General features: G+C 69.2%; 24 protein-coding genes. 17 read left to right on the top strand and 7 right to left on the bottom strand.

Going from position 1 to position 20,804, the window contains the following annotated elements; genetic code table 11:
* The first annotated feature begins 142 nt into the window (after positions 1-142).
* The 11 genes from RSP_RS05960 to RSP_RS06010 all read left to right on the top strand — a co-directional run bounded on the left by RSP_RS05960 (position 143) and on the right by RSP_RS06010 (position 9,095).
* A complete protein-coding gene (locus RSP_RS05960; protein ID WP_002719727.1) occupies positions 143-1,945 on the top strand; it encodes a methanol/ethanol family PQQ-dependent dehydrogenase in 1,803 nt (600 codons plus the stop codon).
* A 163-nt stretch (positions 1,946-2,108) separates the two neighbouring features.
* On the top strand, positions 2,109-2,639 hold the full coding sequence (locus tag RSP_RS05965; protein WP_002719728.1) for a c-type cytochrome, methanol metabolism-related: 531 nt from the start codon (positions 2,109-2,111) through the stop codon (positions 2,637-2,639).
* The gene (locus tag RSP_RS05970) at positions 2,636-3,451 is read left to right on the top strand and encodes a substrate-binding domain-containing protein (RefSeq protein WP_043764151.1); all 816 of its coding nucleotides are present in this window, start codon (positions 2,636-2,638) and stop codon (positions 3,449-3,451) included. The genes RSP_RS05965 and RSP_RS05970 overlap by 4 nt, the downstream gene beginning before the upstream one ends.
* Positions 3,448-3,975 carry a PQQ-dependent catabolism-associated CXXCW motif protein gene (locus tag RSP_RS05975; RefSeq protein WP_011337582.1) on the top strand — a complete coding sequence of 176 codons (528 nt, stop codon included), beginning with the start codon at positions 3,448-3,450 and terminating at the stop codon, positions 3,973-3,975. The genes RSP_RS05970 and RSP_RS05975 overlap by 4 nt, the downstream gene beginning before the upstream one ends.
* Before the next feature lie 33 nt (positions 3,976-4,008).
* Positions 4,009-5,193, top strand: coding sequence for an ABC transporter substrate-binding protein (locus RSP_RS05980; protein ID WP_017140178.1), 1,185 nt, complete (start codon positions 4,009-4,011; stop codon positions 5,191-5,193).
* A gap of 20 nt (positions 5,194-5,213) precedes the next feature.
* Positions 5,214-6,176 (top strand): YVTN family beta-propeller repeat protein, encoded by a 963-nt coding sequence (locus tag RSP_RS05985; protein ID WP_017140179.1) that lies wholly within the window; start codon positions 5,214-5,216, stop codon positions 6,174-6,176.
* A gap of 26 nt (positions 6,177-6,202) precedes the next feature.
* The gene (locus RSP_RS05990) at positions 6,203-6,646 is read left to right on the top strand and encodes a cupredoxin domain-containing protein (RefSeq protein ID WP_002719733.1); all 444 of its coding nucleotides are present in this window, start codon (positions 6,203-6,205) and stop codon (positions 6,644-6,646) included.
* 15 nt (positions 6,647-6,661) lie between these two features.
* Entirely contained in the window at positions 6,662-6,910 is a 249-nt protein-coding gene (locus tag RSP_RS05995) for a hypothetical protein (RefSeq protein WP_011337585.1), read from the top strand.
* A complete protein-coding gene (locus RSP_RS06000) occupies positions 6,907-7,635 on the top strand; it encodes an ATP-binding cassette domain-containing protein (protein WP_011337586.1) in 729 nt (242 codons plus the stop codon). The genes RSP_RS05995 and RSP_RS06000 overlap by 4 nt, the downstream gene beginning before the upstream one ends.
* Complete coding sequence (locus tag RSP_RS06005) at positions 7,632-8,492, top strand: ABC transporter permease (protein WP_011337587.1); 861 nt, start codon at positions 7,632-7,634, stop codon at positions 8,490-8,492. The genes RSP_RS06000 and RSP_RS06005 overlap by 4 nt, the downstream gene beginning before the upstream one ends.
* Positions 8,493-8,501: 9 nt before the next feature.
* Entirely contained in the window at positions 8,502-9,095 is a 594-nt protein-coding gene (locus tag RSP_RS06010; RefSeq protein ID WP_002719737.1) for a hypothetical protein, read from the top strand.
* A 144-nt stretch (positions 9,096-9,239) separates the two neighbouring features.
* Here RSP_RS06010 and RSP_RS06015 read toward each other — a convergent pair whose 3' ends face one another.
* Positions 9,240-10,283: a quinoprotein relay system zinc metallohydrolase 2 gene (locus RSP_RS06015; RefSeq protein WP_023003593.1), complete on the bottom strand. Its 1,044-nt coding sequence runs from the start codon at positions 10,281-10,283 to the stop codon at positions 9,240-9,242.
* 105 nt (positions 10,284-10,388) lie between these two features.
* Between RSP_RS06015 and RSP_RS06020 the strand changes: the two genes are divergently transcribed.
* The 6 genes from RSP_RS06020 (at position 10,389) to RSP_RS22725 (ending at position 15,782) form a co-directional block, all read left to right on the top strand.
* On the top strand, positions 10,389-11,195 hold the full coding sequence (locus RSP_RS06020; protein ID WP_011337589.1) for a quinoprotein dehydrogenase-associated SoxYZ-like carrier: 807 nt from the start codon (positions 10,389-10,391) through the stop codon (positions 11,193-11,195).
* A gap of 166 nt (positions 11,196-11,361) precedes the next feature.
* On the top strand, positions 11,362-12,069 hold the full coding sequence (locus RSP_RS06025; RefSeq protein ID WP_011337590.1) for a response regulator: 708 nt from the start codon (positions 11,362-11,364) through the stop codon (positions 12,067-12,069).
* Between the two features lie 10 nt (positions 12,070-12,079).
* On the top strand, positions 12,080-13,240 hold the full coding sequence (locus RSP_RS06030) for an FIST N-terminal domain-containing protein (protein WP_011337591.1): 1,161 nt from the start codon (positions 12,080-12,082) through the stop codon (positions 13,238-13,240).
* On the top strand, positions 13,230-14,663 hold the full coding sequence (locus RSP_RS06035) for an ATP-binding response regulator (protein WP_011337592.1): 1,434 nt from the start codon (positions 13,230-13,232) through the stop codon (positions 14,661-14,663). The genes RSP_RS06030 and RSP_RS06035 overlap by 11 nt, the downstream gene beginning before the upstream one ends.
* 10 nt (positions 14,664-14,673) lie before the next feature.
* Positions 14,674-15,282, top strand: coding sequence for a hypothetical protein (locus RSP_RS06040; protein ID WP_017140180.1), 609 nt, complete (start codon positions 14,674-14,676; stop codon positions 15,280-15,282).
* Complete coding sequence (locus RSP_RS22725) at positions 15,279-15,782, top strand: hypothetical protein (protein WP_011337594.1); 504 nt, start codon at positions 15,279-15,281, stop codon at positions 15,780-15,782. The genes RSP_RS06040 and RSP_RS22725 overlap by 4 nt, the downstream gene beginning before the upstream one ends.
* A gap of 97 nt (positions 15,783-15,879) precedes the next feature.
* Here RSP_RS22725 and RSP_RS06050 read toward each other — a convergent pair whose 3' ends face one another.
* From RSP_RS06050 to pstB, 6 genes are all read right to left on the bottom strand, one after another.
* Positions 15,880-16,662, bottom strand: coding sequence for an ABC transporter ATP-binding protein (locus RSP_RS06050; RefSeq protein WP_011337595.1), 783 nt, complete (start codon positions 16,660-16,662; stop codon positions 15,880-15,882).
* Positions 16,659-17,639, bottom strand: a complete 981-nt coding sequence (locus RSP_RS06055) for an ABC transporter substrate-binding protein (protein ID WP_011337596.1) — start codon at positions 17,637-17,639, stop codon at positions 16,659-16,661. Before RSP_RS06055 ends, RSP_RS06050 begins: the two co-directional genes overlap by 4 nt.
* 19 nt (positions 17,640-17,658) lie before the next feature.
* Complete coding sequence (locus tag RSP_RS06060; protein ID WP_011337597.1) at positions 17,659-18,459, bottom strand: ABC transporter permease; 801 nt, start codon at positions 18,457-18,459, stop codon at positions 17,659-17,661.
* 113 nt (positions 18,460-18,572) lie between these two features.
* Entirely contained in the window at positions 18,573-19,265 is a 693-nt protein-coding gene (gene phoB, locus RSP_RS06065) for a phosphate regulon transcriptional regulator PhoB (protein ID WP_002719748.1), read from the bottom strand.
* Positions 19,265-19,990, bottom strand: a complete 726-nt coding sequence (gene phoU, locus RSP_RS06070; RefSeq protein WP_002719749.1) for a phosphate signaling complex protein PhoU — start codon at positions 19,988-19,990, stop codon at positions 19,265-19,267. The genes phoB and phoU overlap by 1 nt, the downstream gene beginning before the upstream one ends.
* A gap of 10 nt (positions 19,991-20,000) precedes the next feature.
* Positions 20,001-20,798 (bottom strand): phosphate ABC transporter ATP-binding protein PstB, encoded by a 798-nt coding sequence (gene pstB / locus RSP_RS06075; protein WP_011337598.1) that lies wholly within the window; start codon positions 20,796-20,798, stop codon positions 20,001-20,003.
* Positions 20,799-20,804 lie beyond the last annotated feature (6 nt).

The following is a 20,804-nucleotide window of genomic DNA, read 5'->3' on the forward strand; positions in this document are numbered from 1 at the left end:
TAAAGCGGGACCGGCAGCGTTGACGCTTCAAATCGGCGCGCCGTAGCATGAGGTTCGGTGACAGGTCGGCAGCTCCGGGGAGGGAGCCGCGACCGGTGAAGATCACGAGCCAATTTCAAGAAATCAACATCGGGAGGAGCCAATGAAGATGCTGAAGACGGGTCTCGTAGCGACCCTATTGCTCTCGTCTGCGCCGGTCTTTGCCAACGACTCGGTCCTCAAGGCGACCGACGATCCGAAGCAGTGGGCGATCCAGACCGGCGACTATGCCAACACCCGCTATTCCGAGCTGAACCAGATCACCCGCGAGAACGTGGGCAAGCTTCAGGTCGCCTGGACCTTCTCGACCGGCGTGCTGCGGGGCCACGAGGGCTCGCCCCTCGTCGTGGACGGCATCATGTATGTCCACACGCCCTTCCCGAACAACGTCTATGCGCTCGATCTGGCCAATGACGGCAAGATCCTGTGGCGCTACGAGCCGCAGCAGAACCCCGACGTCATCGGCGTGATGTGCTGCGACACGGTCAACCGCGGCGTGGCCTATGCCGATGGCATGATCTTCCTGCATCAGGCCGATACGACCGTCGTGGCCCTCGACGCGAAGAGCGGCGAGGTGAAATGGACCGTGCAGAACGGCGACCCGGCCAAGGGCGAGACCAACACCGCGACCGTGCTGCCGGTCAAGGACAAGCTCCTCGTCGGCATCTCGGGCGGCGAGTTCGGCGTGCGCGGCCATGTCACCGCCTATGACATGAAGACGGGCAAGCAGGTCTGGCGCGCCTATTCCACCGGCCCCGACGCCGAGATGCTGGTCGATCCGGAAAAGACCATGGTGCTCGGCAAGCCCGTGGGCGCCGACAGCTCGATCAAGAGCTGGGAAGGCGACCAGTGGCAGATCGGCGGCGGCACCACCTGGGGCTGGTATTCCTACGACCCCGACCTGAACCTCGTCTATTACGGCACCGGCAACCCCTCGACCTGGAACCCGTCGCAGCGTCCGGGCGACAACAAGTGGTCCATGACCATCATGGCCCGCGATGCCGATACCGGCATGGCCAAGTGGATGTATCAGAAGACCCCGCACGACGAGTGGGACTATGACGGGGTAAACGAGAACATCCTCGTCGATCAGGAGATCGACGGGCAGATGCGCAAGCTGCTGGTGAACCTCGACCGGAACGGCTTCGGCTACACGCTCGACCGCGAGACGGGCGAGCTTCTGGTGGCGAAGAAATACGACCCGGCGGTGAACTGGGCGACCGAAGTGGTGATGGACAAGGAGTCCGATCAATACGGCCGTCCGCAGGTGGTGGCGGAATATTCGACGGCGCAGAACGGCGAAGACACCAACACCACCGGCGTCTGCCCGGCCGCGCTCGGCTCCAAGGACCAGCAGCCCGCCTCCTTCTCGCCCAAGACCGGCCTCGTCTATGTGCCGACGAACCACGTCTGCATGGACTACGAGCCCTACCGGGTCAGCTACTCGGCCGGCCAGCCCTATGTCGGCGCCACCCTCTCGATGTATCCGGCGCCGAACAGCCATGGCGGCATGGGCAATTTCATCGCCTGGGACGCGACGAAGGGCGAGATCAAATGGTCGCTGCCCGAGCAGTTCTCGGTCTGGTCGGGGGCTCTGGCCACCGCGGGTGACGTGGTGTTCTACGGCACGCTCGAAGGCTATCTGAAGGCCGTCGATGCGGAGACGGGCGAGCTGCTCTATCGCTTCAAGACCCCGTCCGGCGTCATCGGCAACGTGATGACCTACGAGTTCAACGGCAAGCAGTATGTGGGCGTGCTCTCGGGCGTCGGCGGCTGGGCGGGCATCGGCCTCGCCGCGGGCCTGACCAACCCCAACGAGGGTCTGGGCGCCGTGGGCGGCTATGCCGCGCTGTCGGACTATACCCAGCTCGGCGGTCAGCTCACCGTCTTTGCCCTGCCGGACTGAGCCCGATCCTGACCCTGCCGGAGCCCCCGGGCTCCGGCACCCGCCGCAGACGACACTGTGGCTCACGGCCTGCGGCCCGCACGGGATCCCGGTCCCGGCATGATCTGAAGCCGCCCTTGCGGGCCCCCGCCGGGGCGGCTTTCTTCTGGGAGGAGATAACCGAATGAAGACCACTCTGTCCCTTGGCGCGATGGTGAGCCTCGCGCTGATGGCCGGCGCCTCGTCGCTGGCCTCGGCCGAGGCAGCGGCGCAGGGCGTGGATGTCGCGGTCGCCTCGTCGGACGGCATCCGCTCGTTCAATGCCGAGGATGTGCCCACCTTCGACATCGCCGAGGACGGCACGGTGGACTGGCCCACCTTCTCGGGCTACCGCCGCTACCAGTCGGAGTGCCATGTCTGTCACGGCCCGGACGGGATGGGCTCGTCCTACGCCCCCGCGCTGAAGGACAGCGTGATGCGGATCGACTATTATACGTTCCTCGAGACGATCGCGAACGGCAAGCAGGAGGTCGGAGCCGCCAAGACGCTGGTGATGCCCGCCTTCGGCACCAATGCGAACGTCATGTGCTACGTCGACGACATCTGGACCTATCTGCGCGCGCGCGGCACCGGGGCGCTCGACCGCGGCCGGCCGGCGAAGCGGGCCGACAAGAGCCCCGAATATGCCGAGGTGGAAAAGACGTGCATGGAGTGATCCGCGCTCTCCTGCTGTCGGCCACGGTCCTCGCGGCCGCGCCCGCTCCGGCCCAGGTGGCGGACCTCGTCTCGAACGAGGTCCTGCGCGTCTGTGCCGATCCGGCGAATTCGCCCCTGTCGAACCGCGACGGCAGCGGCTTCGAGAACCGCATCGCCGAACATCTGGGGCAGGTGATGGGCAGGCCCGTCGAATATACCTGGTTTCCGATGGTGACGGGCTTTGCGCGCAACACGCTCTTCGCCGGCAAGTGTGACGTGGTGATCGGCTACGCGCAGGGCGACGAGCTGGTGCTGAACACCAACCATTACTACACCTCGACCCATGTGCTGGTGGTGAAGGCCGACGGGCCGCTGGCCGGCGTCGAGAGCCTCTCGGATCCGGCGCTGCAGGGCAGACGGATCGGCGTGGTGGCGGGCTCGCCGCCTGCCACGCATATCGCCCGCAACGGGCTCATGGGCAAGGCCAGGCCCTACGATCTGATGGTGGATCGCCGCGTCGAGGATCCGGCGGGCGACATGCTGCGCGACGTCGAGGCCGGCGTGACCGATGCGGCCGTGCTCTGGGGCCCGGTCGGCGGCCCGCTCGTGCGCGCGCATCCCGGCCTCAAGGCCATCCCGCTGCTGAAGGAGGAGGGCGCGCCCCGGCTCTACTACCGCATCACCATGGGGGTGCGGCAGGGCGAGGATGTCTGGAAGCGCGAGCTCAACTCGCTGATCCGCCGCGAGCAGGGCGCTCTCGACACGATCCTGCGCGAGGCGGGGGTGCCGCTCGTCGACAATTACGGCAAGGGGCTGAAGGAAGGCGGATGAGGATCGCGACGGCCCTCCTGTGGTGTCTCGCGGCGCCGGCTCTGGCAGGGGTGCCCGAGCCCGAGGGGTTCCGGGGCGAGCCCTACCGCGCCGAGGTGCCGGCGACCGTCATGGGCCGGCCCGGCCTCTCGCCCGAGGAGGCTGAGGCGCTTCATGCGCAGGGTGTGCCCTTCCTCGACGTTCTGCCCCATGCCGCGCGGCCGGAGGGGCTGCCCGAGGGGACGGTCTGGCGCGAGAAGCCGCATCTGACCATCCCCGGCGCGACCTGGTTGCCGAACACCGGCTACGAGGCGTTGGCCGAACCGGACGCGGCCTATCTGCGGCAGGGTCTCGAACGTGCGACGGGGGGCGATCCCGAGGCTGACGTGGTGGTTTTCTGCAAGCGGGAGTGCTGGATGTCCTGGAACGTCGCGAAACGCGCGATGGAATGGGGCTATTCGGGCATTCACTGGTTCCCTGGCGGGGTCGAGGCATGGCAGGATCTGGGAGGGGATCTGGAGGAGGTTCACCCGGCGCCGCGGTGACCCGCGCGGCAGCCGGTCGAAGGGAGGGAAAGGATGCGTTTGATTGCCGCCGCGCTGGTCGTGGCCATTGTTCTGCCATGCGCTGCTGTGGCCCAGACCGAAATCCGCATGGCCGTGCTGCGCGTCGATGTGCAGGGCCGTCCTCCCGTCTCGCGGCTCGACCTTCCGCCCGAGGATCTGGGCTTCGCCGGGGCCCGCCTCGGCACCAATGACAATGCCACCACCGGGCAGTTCATGGGCCAGAGCTTCGTCACCGACGAAGTGGCGGCCACGCCCGAGACCGCGCTCGAGAAGCTGCAGGAGATCCTCGCCTCGGGCACCCGCCTCGTGGTGACGCTCGCCGATGCCGAGACGACGGCCGCGCTGGCCGAGGCCGCGGGCGACGAGGTGCTCGTCTTCAACGCCCGCGCCCGCGACGATGTCCTGCGCGGCGAGGGCTGCCGGGCGAACCTCCTGCACACCGCGCCCAGCCGGGCGATGGTGACCGACGCGCTGGCGCAGTTCCTGATGTGGAAGCGCTGGGATGAGTGGTTCCTGATCGAGGGCAGCCATCCGGGCGATCAGGCGCTGGCCGCCTCCTACCGCCGCTCGGCTGCGAAATTCGGCGCGCGGATCGTCGAGGAGCGCATCTTCGAGGATACCGGCGGAGCGCGGGCGACCGACAGCGGTCTCGTCCAGATCCAGGCCCAGATCCCGACCTTCACCCAGCGCGCGGCCGATCACGACGTGGTGGTGGCGGCCGACGAGACCGGGATCTTCGCGGCCTATCTGCCCTATCACACCTGGGAGCCGCGCCCCGTCGCGGGCTCGGCCGGTCTCGTGCCGGTCACATGGCATCCCGCGATGGAGATGTGGGGCGGTACCCAGTTCCAGAGCCGCTTCGAGAAGCTCGCCAACCGGCCCGCGCGCGAGGAGGATTATCAGGTCTGGCTCGCGCTCCGCGCCGTGGGCGAGGCCGCCACGCGCACCCAGTCGGCCGAAATGCCGGTGCTCAGGGACTACATGCTGGGCGCTGAATTCCAGCTCGGCGCCTTCAAGGGACAGCCACTCACATGGCGCGACTGGGACGGCCAGCTGCGCCAGCCGATCCTGCTCGGGTCGGGGCCCATCGTGGCCTCGGTCTCGCCGCAATCGGAATATCTGCACCAGGTCTCCCAGCTCGATACGCTCGGCATCGACCGCCCGGAAACGGCCTGCAGGATCGACCGCCAGAAGTAATCGAGAGGGGAGGACGACAGATGATGATGCGACTGACGGGCCTGATGGCCTGCCTCTGCACGGCGAGCCCGGCGCTTGCGGGCAAGATCTTCGTAAGCAACGAGAAGGGCAACGACATCACCGTGCTCGACAGCGAGAGCCTCGAGGTGATCGCGACCTTCCCCGGCGGCCAGCGCCCGCGCGGCATCACCGCCTCGCCCGACGGCAAATGGCTCTATGTCTGCGCCTCCGACGACAATCTGGTGCGGGTCTTCAGCACCGACACCTACGAAGAGCAGCCGACGCTGCCCTCGGGGCCCGACCCCGAGCTGTTCGTCCTGCATCCTTCGGGCAATCCGCTCTACATCGCCAACGAGGACGACAACATCGTGACCGTGGTGGATGTCGAGACCCGGACGGTGCTGGCCGAGGTCCCGGTGGGGGTTGAGCCCGAGGGGATGGGCGTGTCGCCCGACGGCACGATCGTCGTCAACACCTCCGAGACCACGAACATGGCCCATTTCATCGACACCACGACCTTCGAGATCACGACGAACGTGCTGGTCGATCAGCGGCCGCGCTTTGCGCAGTTCACCGACGATGGCAGGCATCTCCTCGTCTCGGCCGAGATCGGCGGCACCGTCTCGGTGATCGATCCGTCGGCGGGGCAGATCGAGAAGAAGATCACCTTCGAGGTGCCGGGCGTCCTGCCCGAGGCGCTGCAACCGGTGGGGATCCGGGTCACGAAGGACGGCTCCAAGGCCTATGTGGCGCTGGGGCCCGCGAACCGCGTGGCGGTGGTGAACGGCGAGACATGGGAGGTCGAGGATTACCTCCTCGTCGGCCAGCGCGTCTGGCAGCTCGCCTTCTCGCCGGACGAAAAATATCTCTACACGACCAACGGAAATTCCAACGACATCTCGGTGATCGATGTCGCCACGGATGAGGTGATCCGGTCGGTGCAGGTGGGCGAACAGCCCTGGGGCGTCGTCGCGGTGCCATGAGAGACGAACGGACAGGGAGAACAGACATGATCGGACGCATCACAGCCATCGGGCTCGCAGCCCTCGTCGCCGCCCCGGCGGTCACGCCGGCCGGGGCCCATGAGTTCGGCTTCGCAGGCCTCATGTCGGCCTCGAACCGCGAGGATCTGGCCGATCTGACGCTCGCCTCGGGCAAACCCGTCGCCGCCGAGCCCTACGAGCTCAAGTCGGGCACCTTCTACCGCATCAAGATCGTGGCCGACGGCTCGGCCGAGCTTGCGCTCTCGGGCGGAGACTTCTTCCGCGCCATCTGGATCAACGAGGTCGTCATCAACGGCATCGAGATCCGCCCGATGGGGGTTCATTCCATCGAGTTCGACGAAGCCGGCGAGGCGCTGATCTCCTTCGTGGCGATCGTGCCCGGCAGCTTCACGTTGTCGATCCCCGGCTCGTCCGGCGAAACGCAACGCGCCACGTTCAACATCCGCTGACAGGGAGGAAAGAGGATGAAGAGACTTGCCACGCTGGCCATCGTGCTGGCAGCGAAGACCACCGGCGCCGTCGCGCAGGAGGTGGACGAGGCCACGGTCGGAAAGATCAACGCGATGCTGACCGAGATGCAGTGCGAGGTCGATCCGGTGAACATCGAGGCCGACGACGGCGGCTACGAGCTCGACGATGTGTTCTGCGCCGACGGCCAATACGACATCAAGCTCGACGCCAACCTTGCGGTGACGGAGAAACGCAAGGAATGACCGCAGCCGCCCCGCCCGCGCTCGAGATCGCCGGACTGAGCCACAGCTTCGGCGCGGTCCGGGCCCTCCGGGAGGTGAGCTTCACCGTCCCGCGGGGCGCCTTCGTGGCCCTTCTCGGCGTGAACGGGGCGGGCAAGACCACGCTCTTCTCGCTCGTGACCCGGCTTTACGATTCCACGAGCGGGACGATCCGCGTGGCGGGCTTCGATGCCCGCCGCCAGCCGGGCGAGGCGCTCGCCCGGCTGGGCGTCGTGTTCCAGAGCCGGGCGCTGGACGGAGACCTGACGCTGACGCAGAACCTGCGCTATCACGCGGCGCTGCACGGGATCGGCCGACGCGAGGCCGCGCCCCGCATCGCCGAGGTGCTGACGCTGGTCAGCCTGTCCGACAAGGCCCATGCGCGGGTGGCGACCCTCTCGGGCGGCCAGCAGCGCCGGGCCGAGATCGCACGCGCGCTCCTGCACCGGCCCGAGCTTCTGCTCCTCGACGAGGCCACGGCGGGGCTCGACCTGCGCGCCCGCGACGAGGTGCGCCGGGTGGTGCGCGACCTGATCGCCACGGAAGGCGTCTCCGCCCTCTGGGCCACGCACATGATGGAGGAGATCGCGCCCGAGGATCGGGTGGTGGTGCTCCACCGTGGCGAGGTGCGGCTTGCCGGTCGCGCGGCGGAGCTGGGCGGCAGCCTCGCGCAGGGGTTCCTCGCGCTGACGGAAGAGACCGCATGACCGCGCCTCATCGACCGCCCCGTCTCACCGCGCCGCGCCCGCGCCCCGGCCACGGGCTCACGTTCCGCGGCCATCTGACAGCCTTCGGCGGCATCGCGGGCCGCGAGATCCTGCGCTTCACCCGCCAGCGCGAGCGGTTCCTTTCCGCACTCGTGCGCCCGCTCGTCTGGCTCTTCATCTTCGCGGCGGGATTCCGGGCGGTGCTCGGCCTCTCGATCACGCCGCCCTATCAGACCTATGTGCTCTACGAGGTCTATGTCACGCCCGGCCTCTGCGCGATGATCCAGCTGTTCAACGGGATGCAGAGCTCTCTTTCCATGGTCTACGACCGCGAGACGGGCGCGATGCGGACGCTGCTCGTCAGCCCCTATCCGCGCTGGTTCCTTCTCGGCTCGAAGCTCGTGGCGGGCGTGCTGGTCTCGATCCTGCAGGTCTATGCTTTCCTCCTCATCGCCTGGCTCTGGGGCATCCGCCCGCCGCCGCTCGGCTATCTCGCCGTCCTGCCCGCGCTGTTCCTGTCGGGGCTGATGCTGGGCGCGCTCGGCCTCTTCATCTCGTCGGCGATCCGGCAGCTCGAGAACTTCGCGGGCGTGATGAACTTCGTGATCTTCCCGATGTTCTTCGCCTCGACCGCGCTCTATCCGCTGTGGCGGCTGAAGGACTCGAGCCCGCTTCTGGCCGATATCGCGCTGGCCAATCCCTTCACCCACGCGGTCGAACTGATCCGCTTTGCCCTCTACCGGCAGGTCGAGCCTCTGGCGCTGGCCGTGGTCGCGGGCGCAGGCCTCGTCTTCTTCGGAGCGGCGGTCTTCATGTACGATCCCTCGAAGGGCCTGTGGGCCCTGCGCAAGCGATAGGAGGTTCCCATGCTCAGATGGTGCATTCCGGCGATCCTCGCGGCGGGCACCGCCATGGGGGCGGATTTCTCCGATCCCGACTGGCCCTGCATCCAGCGCAAGCAGCCGCATCTGTCGCTGGGGCAGGTCTGGAGCGGGCCTCTCCCGGATGCCGCGACCGAAGAGCTGGCGCGCGAACCGGCGATCCAGGGGTTGGCGCAGGAGCTGGAACAGCGGCGGCTTCCGGTGGAAGAGGCCGAAGGGCGGATCGCCCGGTTCGCCGCCGACCACGAGCCGCAGGAGCTGGTGGCGCTCTATGTCGCGACCTTCGAGCGGATCGAATCCGTCCGCAACCGCGTGATGGCGGGCATCACCCGCTATGCCCACAGCCAGGAGGCGCTCGACCGCCGGATCAACGCGGCCCGCACCGAGATGGGCCGGCTCATGGCGGCGGAGGACAAGGACTTCGACCGGATCGACGCACTCGAGGAGCAGCTCGACTGGGACACGCGGATCTTCCGCGAGCGCCAGCAGTCGCTGACCTATGTCTGCGAGACGCCGGTGATCCTCGAGCGCCGGGCCTTCGCCCTGGGCCGGGCGGTGACGCAGCACCTGCCGAAATAGTCGCGCCCGCTGTCGATGCGACGCGCCCCGTGCTGCACGCTGGGTGCTGCGCGGTTTCTCCCCCGCGCGCTCCCGATGCGGTTGGGCAGCCTGAAGCGGCGCTCCTCACCGACGTCCGCCCGCCGTCCGGCCGGGGCGGGTGGCCTATTCCCACTCCAGCTCGGCATAGGCGGCCGAGGCGTTGCGCGGATGGCTCTCCTCGTAGCCCGTCCAGTGCCGCGCGTCTTCGGGATCGCGCGCGCGGATCGCGGCGCTCATCGGCAGTCCCTCGGCAATCGCCGCGCGGATCGTGGTGCGCAGATGCTCGAGATAGGCGCGCGTCGCCTGCGCTCCCTCGGGCCAGGGCAGCGGCGCGGGACCGTGCCCCGGCACGATGCGGCGCACCTCGGGATGGGCGGCCGAAAGCCAGCCGATCCAGCCTTTGAGCGAGCCGTCGAGCGTCGGCAGCAGGCCGTTGAACACCAGATCGCCGGTGAAGAGCGTGCCCGAGACCGGCTCGAACACCGTCAGGTCATTGTCGGTATGGGCCGTGGGCACCGCCTGCAGATGCAGCCGGAGGCCGCCCAGATCCAGCCACTCCTCCGCCACGCCGCGGTCGGGCGGCACGGGCCGCGTGCCGAGCAGCGCGCCCGCGCCGATCTGCGTGGGATAGCTCTCCATCCAGCCCTCGGCGCGCGCCTCGATGCCCGCGGCGAGTTTCGGCGCCCCGAGGATCTCGGCGCCCGCCTCGCGGAAGAGATCGGCGCCGAACGTGTGGTCGGGATGCATGTGGGTCAGGATCACCGCCCGGATCGGCAGGTCGCTGCGCGCGCGGATCGCGGCATAGAGGGCCTCCGCCTCGGCCCGGCTCGCGCCTGCGTCGATGACGGCGATCCCTTCGGTGCCGATGGCAAGGCTCAGATTGGCGATGGCGCCGCGGTTCTGCGGATCGGGCAGGGCGGTCTGCCCCTCATGCACCCAGAGGCCGCCGCCGATCTCCTTCATCGCAAGCCGCGGCAGCGCCTCGGTGGGCAGGCACCGGCTCTCGCCCCCGGCAAGCTCGGGATGCGCCGAAAGCCAGTCCGCCGCCCGCGCCTCCGCGGTTTTCCGGCAGTCGGCCTCGCTCAGCGCCGCGGGTGCCGGAAGCAGCCGCTCGGCGCAGAGGGCGGGATCCGCCAGCAGGCAGACGCTCAGCATCAGATGAAACATGCCTCTGCCTAGCCGCTTCCGCAGGCGCGCGCACTCAGCCGAAAGTCTCATAGGCGGGGCGGGCTGCACATGGTTTCATGTTGACTGCCAGCACAGGAGATCGCCATGCGCATCGTCCGGTCGAGCATCATTTGTGCAGTTCTGCTGACCACCCCGCTCTGGGCCGAGGAAAAGCCCAGTCCGCTCCAGTCGGGCGAGGCCTGGGAGAGCCTGCAATTCGACGTCTTCGGCACCGGGGACATCGTCGAGACGCCCGGCGCGCTCAGCCTCGACACGCCCTTTCGGGCGCACGATCCGGCGCTCGTGCCGGTGCGGGTGACGCAACCTCCCGACGGGCCGCGGATCGAGGAACTGACCTTGGTCATCGACGAGAACCCTGCGCCGGTGGCCGCGACCTTCACGCTGGGCCCGGCGATGCATCCGCTCGATCTCGAGGTGCGGGTGCGGGTCAATGCCTATTCCAACGTGCGCGCGGTGGCGCGGACGGAAGGCGGCCAGTGGCAGATGGCAGGCCGCTTCGTCCGCGCGACGGGGGGATGTGCCGCGCCTGCGGGCAAGGATGCCGAGGCGGCTCTGGCCCATCTGGGGCAGATGCGGTTTCAGCCCGTCTCCGCCGACACGAGTGGCGGCGACCTGCGGCGCGAGGCCAAGCTCATGATCCGGCACCCGAACTATTCGGGGCTGCAACGCGATCAGGTCTCGCTGATGATGATCCCCGCCCGATTCATCGACCGGCTCGAGGTGATGCAGGGCGAAGAGCTTCTGTTCTCGATGACCGGCGGCATCTCGATCTCGGAGGATCCGGTCTTCACCTTCCGCTACCGCGACAATGGCGCAGGCGAGGTGACGGTGCGGGCCGTGGACACGGAAGGGGTGGAGTTCGGGGCGACCTTCCCGCTGCCTGCCGGCTGACGGCAACATTTGCCCGCCGAAGGGAACCGCAAGGGCTTGTCGCCCGTTGGGGAAACCGGGCAAGATCGTCCGGGATGCGGATGCGACCATAGGGAGCGTGACGGTCGGGGCCGACGGGGAAGACCGCGCAGGGAGGAGGAAGCCCGCGCGGAAACGGGAGGAAGAGATGGGACATGTTTCGGGAGGCATCGCCTGCGCAGGGGCGCAGCGGGTGCCCACACGCATGATCGGCGACATCCTGATCGTCGATGACCACCCGCTGATGTGCGACGCGCTGGCGATGACCTTGACCCACGCCTTCGGCCTGAAACGCGTCCGCAGCGCCGCGAGCCTCGCCGCGGCGGAGAAGATCCTGCGCGAGGGGCCCTTGCCCGATGCCATCGTGCTCGACCTGAACCTGCCGGACGTGCGCGGCATCGAGGGCGTGATGAGCCTGCAGAAGCTCGCGCGGAGCGTGCCGCTCACGGTGATCTCGGCCGAGGTCGATGCCGAGATGGTGACGGCCGCCATGGCGGCCGGGGCGCAGGGCTATGTCTCGAAAAGCCTGCCGCGGCCGCAGATGGTCGAGGCTTTCGCCCGGATGTGGACCGGCGAATTCGTCACGCCCGAGGAATACGATGCCGACGGGGCGGGCGAGGACGGCGGCGAGCAGATGCGCGAGCTGGCCCGCAGCTTCGCCACCCTCACGCCGCAGCAGATGAACATCCTGCGGCTGATCTGTCAGGGCCGGCCGAACAAGCTCATCTCCTACGAGCTCTCGATCGCCGAAGCGACGGTCAAGACCCACATCGCCGCCATCATGACGAAGATCAACGTGAGAAACCGCACGCAGGCGGCCCTGCTGGCCAGCAAGGCGCGGATCTTCGCGCGGTAGGGAGCGTCGCGTGACGACAGAGCATCCGGCGGAGGTGAGGGAGACCGCCCAAGGGGCGGGGGCGCCCGTGGTCTTGTCAGAGCCTGCGGATGCGCCGGATCTGGCCGAGCGCCTGCGGGCCGGGCTGGCGGACGCACGGCCCGCGGCCGTCCTGCTCTTCGCCTCGCCGGGCGCCGATCTTCCGGCGCTGGCGGCCCATCTCGGGCCCGCTCTCGGCACGCGGGTCGTGGGCTGCTCCTCGGCGGGCGAATTCGCCTGCGGCGGCTACGGCCACGGTCACGTCGTGGCGGTGGGCCTGCCGGCGGCACGCTTCCGCACCGAGGCGGTGTGGCTGCGCAACCTCGCCGGGCTCGGCGTCTCGGAATGGATGGCCGAGCTGCGCGCGCTCTTTTCCCGCTTCGAGGTCCAGCCGCGGCGGCACCGCTTCGGGCTTCTCCTGATCGACGGGCTCAGCCGTCAGGAGGAGCTGGTGGCGGCGACCGTCGATGCGGTGGCCCACCGCCTGCCGGTGCTGGGCGGATCGGCGGGCGACGGGCTGCGCTTCGAGGAGACCTGCCTCGTCCTCGACGGCGAGAGCCACCGCGACAGCGCGATCTTCGCGCTGTTCGAGACGGATTTCGCGCTGGAGCAGGTGATCTTCGACCATTTCACCCCCTCGGGGAGCCGGATGGTGGTGACCGCCGCCGTCCCCGAGGAGCGGCTGATCCTCGAGATCAACGCCGAGCCCGCGGCCGAGGAATATGCGCGCCTGATCGGCCTTGCGCCCGAGGCGCTGAACCCGCGCGTCTTCGCCGAGAACCCGCTCCTTGTCCGGATGGGCGGGCAATATCACGTCCGCGCCATCCGCGAGGTCACGCCCGAGGGCGGGCTCACCCTCATGTCTTCGATCGAGAGCGGCGTCCTGCTGGCGCTCGGCCGGGCCGACGATCTGACCCACGGGCTTCAGGCCCGGCTCGAGGCCTTGGGAGAGCGGCCTGCGCTGATCCTCGCCTTCGACTGCATCCTGCGCCGTCTCGCCCTCGAACAGGCGGGGCTCGAGCCCGCCGTGGCGCGGCTCTTCGCCGACTGGCGCATCGCGGGCTTCAACACCTACGGCGAGCAGCACGGCGGTGTGCATGTGAACCAGACCTTCGTGGGCCTCGCCCTGATGGAGCCCGCCCATGCTGCGTGACGACGACGGCCTCGAACGGCAGGTCGAGAAGCTGAAGCGGATCAACGCGGCGCTCGTCGAGCGGCTGGATCGCGCCGATGCCTCGCGCGGCTCGCACTGGATGCTGTTCCAGACCGCGACCGTGCTCGAGCAGGAGCTGCTGGCGCGCAACCGCGATCTGGAACAGGCGCTCGCCCATCTGGAATCGGTGAACCGGGAACTGGCCCTCGCGCGCGAGACGGCGGACGAGGCGAACCGCTCGAAGAGCCGTTTCCTGCGCGCCGCAAGCCACGATCTGCTGCAACCCCTGAGTGCCGCCAAGCTCTTCCTGTCGCATCTGTCCGAAACGGTGAACGAACCGCTGCAGGCCGATCTGGTCTCGCGGATCGGCACGGCCTTCGATTCGACCGAAGAGCTGATCCGCGCGCTGCTCGAGATCTCGCGGCTCGATTCCGTCAGGCTCGACATTTCGACCGAGCGGGTCTCGCTGGGCCGGCTCTTCCAGCGGCTGATGGTGGATTTCCACGGCGACGCGGCCGCCCGCGGGCTGGAACTGCGCTTCGTCAACTCCTCGGCCACGGTCATGTCGAACCCGGTCTTCCTGCGCCGGATCGCCCAGAACCTCGTCTCGAACGCGATCAAATACACGCGGACGGGCCGGGTGCTCGTCGGCGCCCGGCGCGAGGGGGCGGATGTCTGGCTCGAGGTGCATGACACGGGCCCCGGCATCGCGCCCGAGGACCGCGAGCGGATCTTCAACGAATTCGAGCGGCTGGCGCCCGAAGGCGAGGAACCGGGCACGGGCCTCGGCCTCTCCATCGTGCGGCGCGCCTGCCTGCGGCTCGGCCACGAGGTCGCACTCGACAGTGCCCCGGGGCGCGGCTCGGTCTTCCGCATCCGCCTGCCGCGCGCGCTCGAGGCGCCGGGGGCGATCGAGGCGGGACCGGCCTCGGCGGCCAGCACCGGCGCGGTCCAGCGTCTGGCCGGAGCGCCACCGGAGCAGATGCTGATGGCCGATCCGGTGGCGGCGGGCCCTGCGGCCGCGCCCCTCGTCGGGCGGCGGGTGCTGGTGGTCGAGAACGATGCAGCGATGCGCGACGCCTATGCGCTCCTCCTCCGGCGCTGGGGGATGCTGGTCGCCACGGCCGACGGCACTCAAGCGGCCCTCGACCGTCTCGGAAGCTTTCTGCCCGAGCTTCTGGTGACCGATTACCGGCTCGACCGCGGGGAGACCGGCCTTCAGACCATCGCGGCGCTGCGCCGCCGTCTGGGTCCGCGCCTGCCCGCGCTGATCGTGACGGCCGAACCCGCCGCCCAGCTCGAAGCGCAGGCCGACCGGCTGGAGGCCGCGCTGCTGCGCAAGCCGGTGTCCGAGAGCGCGCTGCGCGAGCGGCTCTCGGCGCTTCTGGAGGGCCGCCGCCGGAGAGCGGCCGCCGCGGAATGAAAGGATGAGCATGAGACCCTTGCGAGCGATGCTGCTCCTCGTGGCGCTGACGGTGGCCACCGGGGCCGAAGCCGGACGGCTGGCCGAGGTGATCTTCCGCCCCGGCGCCTTCGCCGCCACCGGCGAGGTCACGTGCTACGCCCATCGGCGCGAGGGGCCCGAGGTGCGGGGCCTCCAGCTCGTGCCCGAGGGCGCGCTTCTGGTCTCTCCCGTGGCCAGCGCCGAGGGCCCGCGTCTCGCGCTCGTCCAGAGGGTGGACGGGCGCGACCAGCCCGTCGCCAGTTTCTCGGCCGCGGGCGGCGATCCGGTGCTCCTGTGGTTCCTCGAGAACACGGTGCGCAGCATGGCGACCATCACCGAGGGCAGCCCCTTCTACATCCGCAACCGGATGCGCGAAGCGCTCGGGGCCGCCGGTCTCGCCGAGGCCGAGGGGCCGGTGACGGCCGAACTGCGCCCGTTCGCCGAGGATCCGAAGCGGGCCGCGATGGGCGCCTTCGCGGGCCTCGTCCTCCGGATCACCGTCGATCCCTCCGCCCCCGTTCCGATCCGCGCGCTTGAAGCCGATACGACGGCCGCGGGCGGCATCTACCGCGAGACCCTGACGTTGGAGGCGCCATGACTTCCCTTCTGCCGTTCCCCCGCATGCGGTGCCTCGCGCTGATCCTGGCCCTCCTGCCGCTGCCCGCCATCGCGCAGACCGGCACACCCGCCGCGCCGCCGGAAGTCTCAGGCGGCGCTCCCACCGCGGCCCCCCAGCACACGGGCGAGGCAGCCCCGCCCGGCGCGGCGCGGGGGCCGGATGCGGGCGCGGTGCGCGCCGCGCCCGATCTCCATTTCGACGAGCGCCTCAACGATTATCCGACGCTGGCGCGCGCCGACTATATCTTCGCCTGCCTCGCGACCAACGGGCAAGATCGCAACACGATGCGGCGTTGCGCCTGCTCCATCGACGTGATCGCCTCGATCCTGCCCTACGAGGCCTATGAGAAGGCCGAGACCATCCTCTCGATGCGACTGGGGACGGGCGAGCGCGCCGGCCTGTTCCGGATTCCCGCGACGCAGGCCGGCGTGGCCGACCTCCGGCGCGCGCAGGCGGAAGCCGAGATGACCTGCTTCTGAGGAGCGCCCGGCCGCCTTCGGGCGAGCGCAGTCCCGCGACCCCGGCGGGATTGCCGACCTCCGGCGCGCACAGGCGGACGCCGGGATGACCTCCGGCCTACCTTCGTCCGTGGAAGTCCGAGCCGGGGTCGTTCAGCACCATGTCGCGCAGCCGCTCCCAGAGATGGCGGCGGAGTTCGGCATAGAGGGGCAGGGCGCGGGTATCGGTGTCGCGGCGCGGGCGGGGGAAGGGAACGGCCACCTCCTCGACCACCCGGCCCGGTCGCGGCGACATGAGGAGGATCCGGTCGGCGAGGATCAGCGCCTCATCCACCGAATGCGTGACGAAGAGCACAGTCGCCGGGCGCCGCTCCAGAAGCCGCATGAGCTCGACCTGCATGAGCTCGCGCGCCTGCGCGTCGAGGCTCGCGAAGGGCTCGTCCATCAGCAGGATCTCGGGTTCGGCCGCGAGCGCGCGTGCCAGCGCCAGCCGCTGGCGCATCCCTCCCGACAGCTGGGCCGGCCAGCTTTTCGCGAAGCGTGAAAGACCGACCAGCTCGAGGTAGCGGTCGGCCCGCTGCCGCGCCTCGGCCCGCGACAGCCGCGGCAGGGCGAAGGCCACATTCTCGCGGGCGCTCTTCCAGGGGATCAGCCGGAAGGACTGGAATACCAGCGCCGTCTTTTCACCCGGACGCGGCGGCGCGCCCTCGACCGTCACCCGGCCCGCGTCGGGCGCGATCAGCCCCGCCACGAGGCGCATGAGCGTGGTCTTGCCGCAGCCCGAGGGGCCGAGCACCACCACCACCTCGTCGCGGCCGAGCGACAGTGAGACGTCCTCCAGCGCAGAGACCTCGCCGAAGGCCAGCGACACACGGTCGAGCCGGACGTGCTCGGCCCTCACCCCTGCGCCGGGCCGAGCTTCTGCAGCACCGTCTCCAGCGGCCCGAAGTCCGTCCATTCCTCCAGCCCGACCGGGCGGAGACCCTGGAAATCCTCGGTGCCATACATCCATTCCGTCGTCACCTTCAGTTCCTCGCGCGTGAACCCGCCATCGATGCTCCAGCTGTTGCGGTAGGCGCGGGCCAGTTCCTCGAGATCGGCTCGCGGCACGTCGGGGCGCGCCACCGCCATCCGCTCGACCCATGTCGCGGGATCCTGGAAATCGCGTGCGGCCAGCACCAGCGCCTCGATCACCGCCTCGACCTCCGCCCGGCGGCTCTTAAGAACCTCGGTCGTGACCGCATTGACCTTGGTCGTGACCGGGGCGGCCGCGAAATAAGCGTCCATGCCCACGAGGATCCGCAGGCCCTCGCGATCAGGCATGGCCGTCCATGTTCCGATCGACATGGTGGTGGCATCGACCTGACCCGCCAGCAGCGCCTGCGCCCGGACCGCGGGCTGGCCCAGCGGCACGAGGTTCAGCTTCGAGACATCGACGCCTTCGGCCGCCAGAACCTTCGCGCTCAGCGAATGGTCGAGCGAGCCCACCCGGCCGATGCCGAAGCTGCGGCCTTCGAGCGCGCGGGGCGTCTCGATCTCGGGCTTCGCCGCGATCAGGAAGGGCAGCGCCTTGTTGGGCGACATCACCGCGCGCAGATCGGTCGTGCCGCGGGCGGCGAGTTGCAGCAGCGCATCCGTCGAGACATTGGCCATCTCGCCTTCGCCCGCCTGCAGCGCGGCCAGCGCCATCGGCGTCTGCTGCACGCGCACCAGCTCCACCTCGACGCCGGCGCGCTCGAAATAGCCGTTGGCCAGCGCCAGATCCATCACGGAATTCGGCACCAGCGGCGTCTCGAGATCGCTCACGATGAGACGGAAGGGCTCGGCCGCGGCCGGGGCGGCGACGGCCAGCAGAAGCAGGGCGAAAAGGCGTTTCATGGATCCTCCGGGGAACGGGTTACGGCCTGTCCGGTAGGCGCCAGCGCGACAGCCGGCCCTCCAGCAGGCGAAGGCTCTCGGTCACGATCACGCCGATCGCGGCGAGAGCCAGCACGATCACGAAATAATCCGCCATGCGGAACGTGTTGCCATAGAGGGCGAGAAGCCCGCCGAGGCCGGTCACGGCGGTGTAGAGCTCGGCCACCACGGTGTTGATGAGGCCGATGGTGGCGCCGAGCCTGAGCCCCACCACGAGGAAGGGCAGCGCGCCCGGCAGCACGATATGAAGCTGGATGCGCGCGGCCGAGGCCCCGGTCGAGCGCGCCATCTCGATCAGTTCACCGTCCCGGGCGAGGACGCCCGCATAGGTGTTCAGCACGATGGGCATGACCGCGCCGAGAAAGACGATCATGGCCTTGGCTTCGGTGCCAAGCCCCAGCAGCACGATGATGAGCGGGATGAAGGCCACCCGCGGCGTGGCCGCCAGCGCGAAGACGAAGAGGTCGAGCGTGCGGCCCAGAAGCCGCACCATGCCCATCAGTGCGCCGAGCGGGATGCCCACCAGCACCGCGGCCCCGAGGCCGGTGCCGTAGGTCAGGAGGCTCTGGCCGATGGCGGTCTGCAGCCGTCCCTCGGCCCAGAGCCGCGCCGCCGCCTCTGCGGTGGCGGCGGGCGAGGGGATCAGGCCGCGCGGGACGGTGGCCGAAGCCAGACCCCATAGAAGGAGGAGGAGGCCGAGGAAGAGGAGGCGCAGCACGAGGACGGTCCCGGCCCCCGCCGGCCGCCGGCTTCCGCCGCCCGTCCCTGTCCATCCCGCCATCCGACCCCTCCCCGGGCGCTGTCGGCCGAGCCTTGCAGGATCAATGGGGGACGGCAATCCCACTTTAGGTTGAGGGGTGAAACCCCCGCGAAAGCAGGCGGCCGGGCTGTGGCTCAGCCGAGCGCGTAGCCTGCGCCGCGCACGGTGCGGACAGGATCCTCGCCGCCGTGGAGGCAGAGCGCCTTGCGCAGCCGGCCGACGTGCACATCGACTGTACGGCTGTCAACATAGATGTCGCGCCCCCAGACCCGGTCGAGCAATTGCTCGCGGCTCCAGACCCGGCCGGGCTTCTCCATGAAGGTCGAGAGCAGCCGGAACTCGGTGGGCCCGAGCTTCAGGAGCTGGGCGCCGCGGTGCACCTTGTGGGTTTCGGGATCGAGGCGGATGTCCTCGAACTCGAGCGTCAGGCCCACGCTAGAGGGTCGCGCGCGCCGGAGCTGGCTGCGCACCCGCGCCATCAGTTCGACCACCGAGTAGGGCTTGACCACATAATCGTCGGCCCCGGTTTCGAGGCCGCGCACCCGGTCCACCTCTTCCGAGCGGGCCGAGAGCATGATGATCGGCACCGAGCGCGTCGAGGGGCGGGACTTGAGCTGACGGCAGACCTCGATCCCGGAGACCGAGGGCAGCATCCAGTCGAGCACGATCACGTCCGGCCCCGCTTCCTCGACGAGCATCAGCGCCTCGTCGCCGTTGCCGGCCTGCACCACCCGGAAGCCCTCGGATTCGAGGTTGTAGGACAGGACCTCGCGCTGTGCGGGCTCATCCTCGACGAGCAGGACCACGGGCTGATCGGCGGGCGACATCAGTCGGCCCTCTCGGCGGGCATCATGCTGGTTGCGGTCATGTCGGCCTTCGGGCGCGGCTCCTCGGGCAGGCTGCCGGTGACCAGATAGATCACCTGCTCGGCGATCGAGGTGGCATGGTCGCCCATCCGCTCGATGTTCTTGGCGATGAAATGCAGATGCATGCAGGCGGTGATGTTGCGCGGATCCTCCATCATGTGGGTAAGGAACTCGCGGAACAGGGCATTGTACATCTGATCCACCTCGCGGTCGCGCTGGCGCACGTCCGCGGCGAGCTGGGCATCGCGGTGAATGTAGCTGTCGAGCGCATCCTTGAGCAGCAGCTCGACCGCATTGGCCATGCGCCGGATCGAGCCCGTCGAGTCGCCCACCTGCGCCAGCTGACCCAGAACGACCGAGCGTTTGGCGAGGTTCTTGGCATAGTCGCCGCAGCGTTCGAGCGCCGCCGCGATCTTGATGACGGTCAGCACGGTGCGCAGGTCGGTCGCCGTGGGCGAGCGCAGCGCGATCAGCCGCGCGGCCTCGGCCTGGATCCGCTCCTCGAGCGCGTCGATGGCCGCGTCGTTGCGCCGGACCTGTTCGGCCAGCTCCTCGTCGCGGGTTTCGAGGGCCTGCGCGGCATCAAGGATCGCCGCCTCGACCATGCCGCCCATCTTCATGATGAGGGCCTGCACGGCCTCGAGATCGCGGTCGAAGGCCTGGAAGATATGGGGTTCTGTCATCATGCGGTCCTCCTCAGCCGATCCGGCCCGAGATGTAGCTTTCCGTGCGGGGATCACGCGGATTGGTGAAGATCTGGCCCGTCTCGCCGTATTCGACAAGGCGGCCGAGGTGAAAGAAGGCGGTGCGCTGGCTCACGCGGGCGGCCTGCTGCATCGAGTGGGTGACGATCACCACCGAGAATTGCGCGCGCAGCTCGTCGATCAGCTCCTCGATCTGGGCGGTGGCGATCGGGTCGAGCGCCGAGCAGGGCTCGTCCATCAGCAGCACCTCGGGCGAGGTGGCGATGGCGCGGGCGATGCAGAGCCTCTGCTGCTGGCCGCCCGAGAGGCCGGTGCCGGGCGAGGACAGGCGGTCCTTCGCCTCGTTCCAGAGCGCGGCCCGGCGCAGGGCGCCTTCCACGATCTCGTCGATCTCGGCCTTGGACCGCGCGAGGCCGTGGATGCGCGGCCCGTAGGCCACGTTGTCGTAGATCGATTTGGGGAAGGGGTTCGGCTTCTGGAACACCATGCCCACCTTGGCGCGCAGCTGCACCGGATCGACGCGGGTGTCGTAGATGTCCTGCCCGTCGAGCGTGATCTTGCCCTCGACCCGGCACCCCGGGATCGTGTCGTTCATGCGGTTCAGGCAGCGCAGGAAGGTCGACTTGCCGCAGCCCGAAGGGCCGATGAAGGCGGTGACGGTCTTGCCGAGGATGTCCACATCCACGTCGCGGAGGGCGTGGTTGGAGCCATAGAAGACCTGCGCCTTGCGGGCGGCGATCTTGACCTCGTCGGCGCTCACGATGCGGTCTGCGTAACGGATGTCGTCCATGAAAGC

Source organism: Cereibacter sphaeroides 2.4.1, assembly GCF_000012905.2.
GTDB lineage: Bacteria > Pseudomonadota > Alphaproteobacteria > Rhodobacterales > Rhodobacteraceae > Cereibacter_A > Cereibacter_A sphaeroides.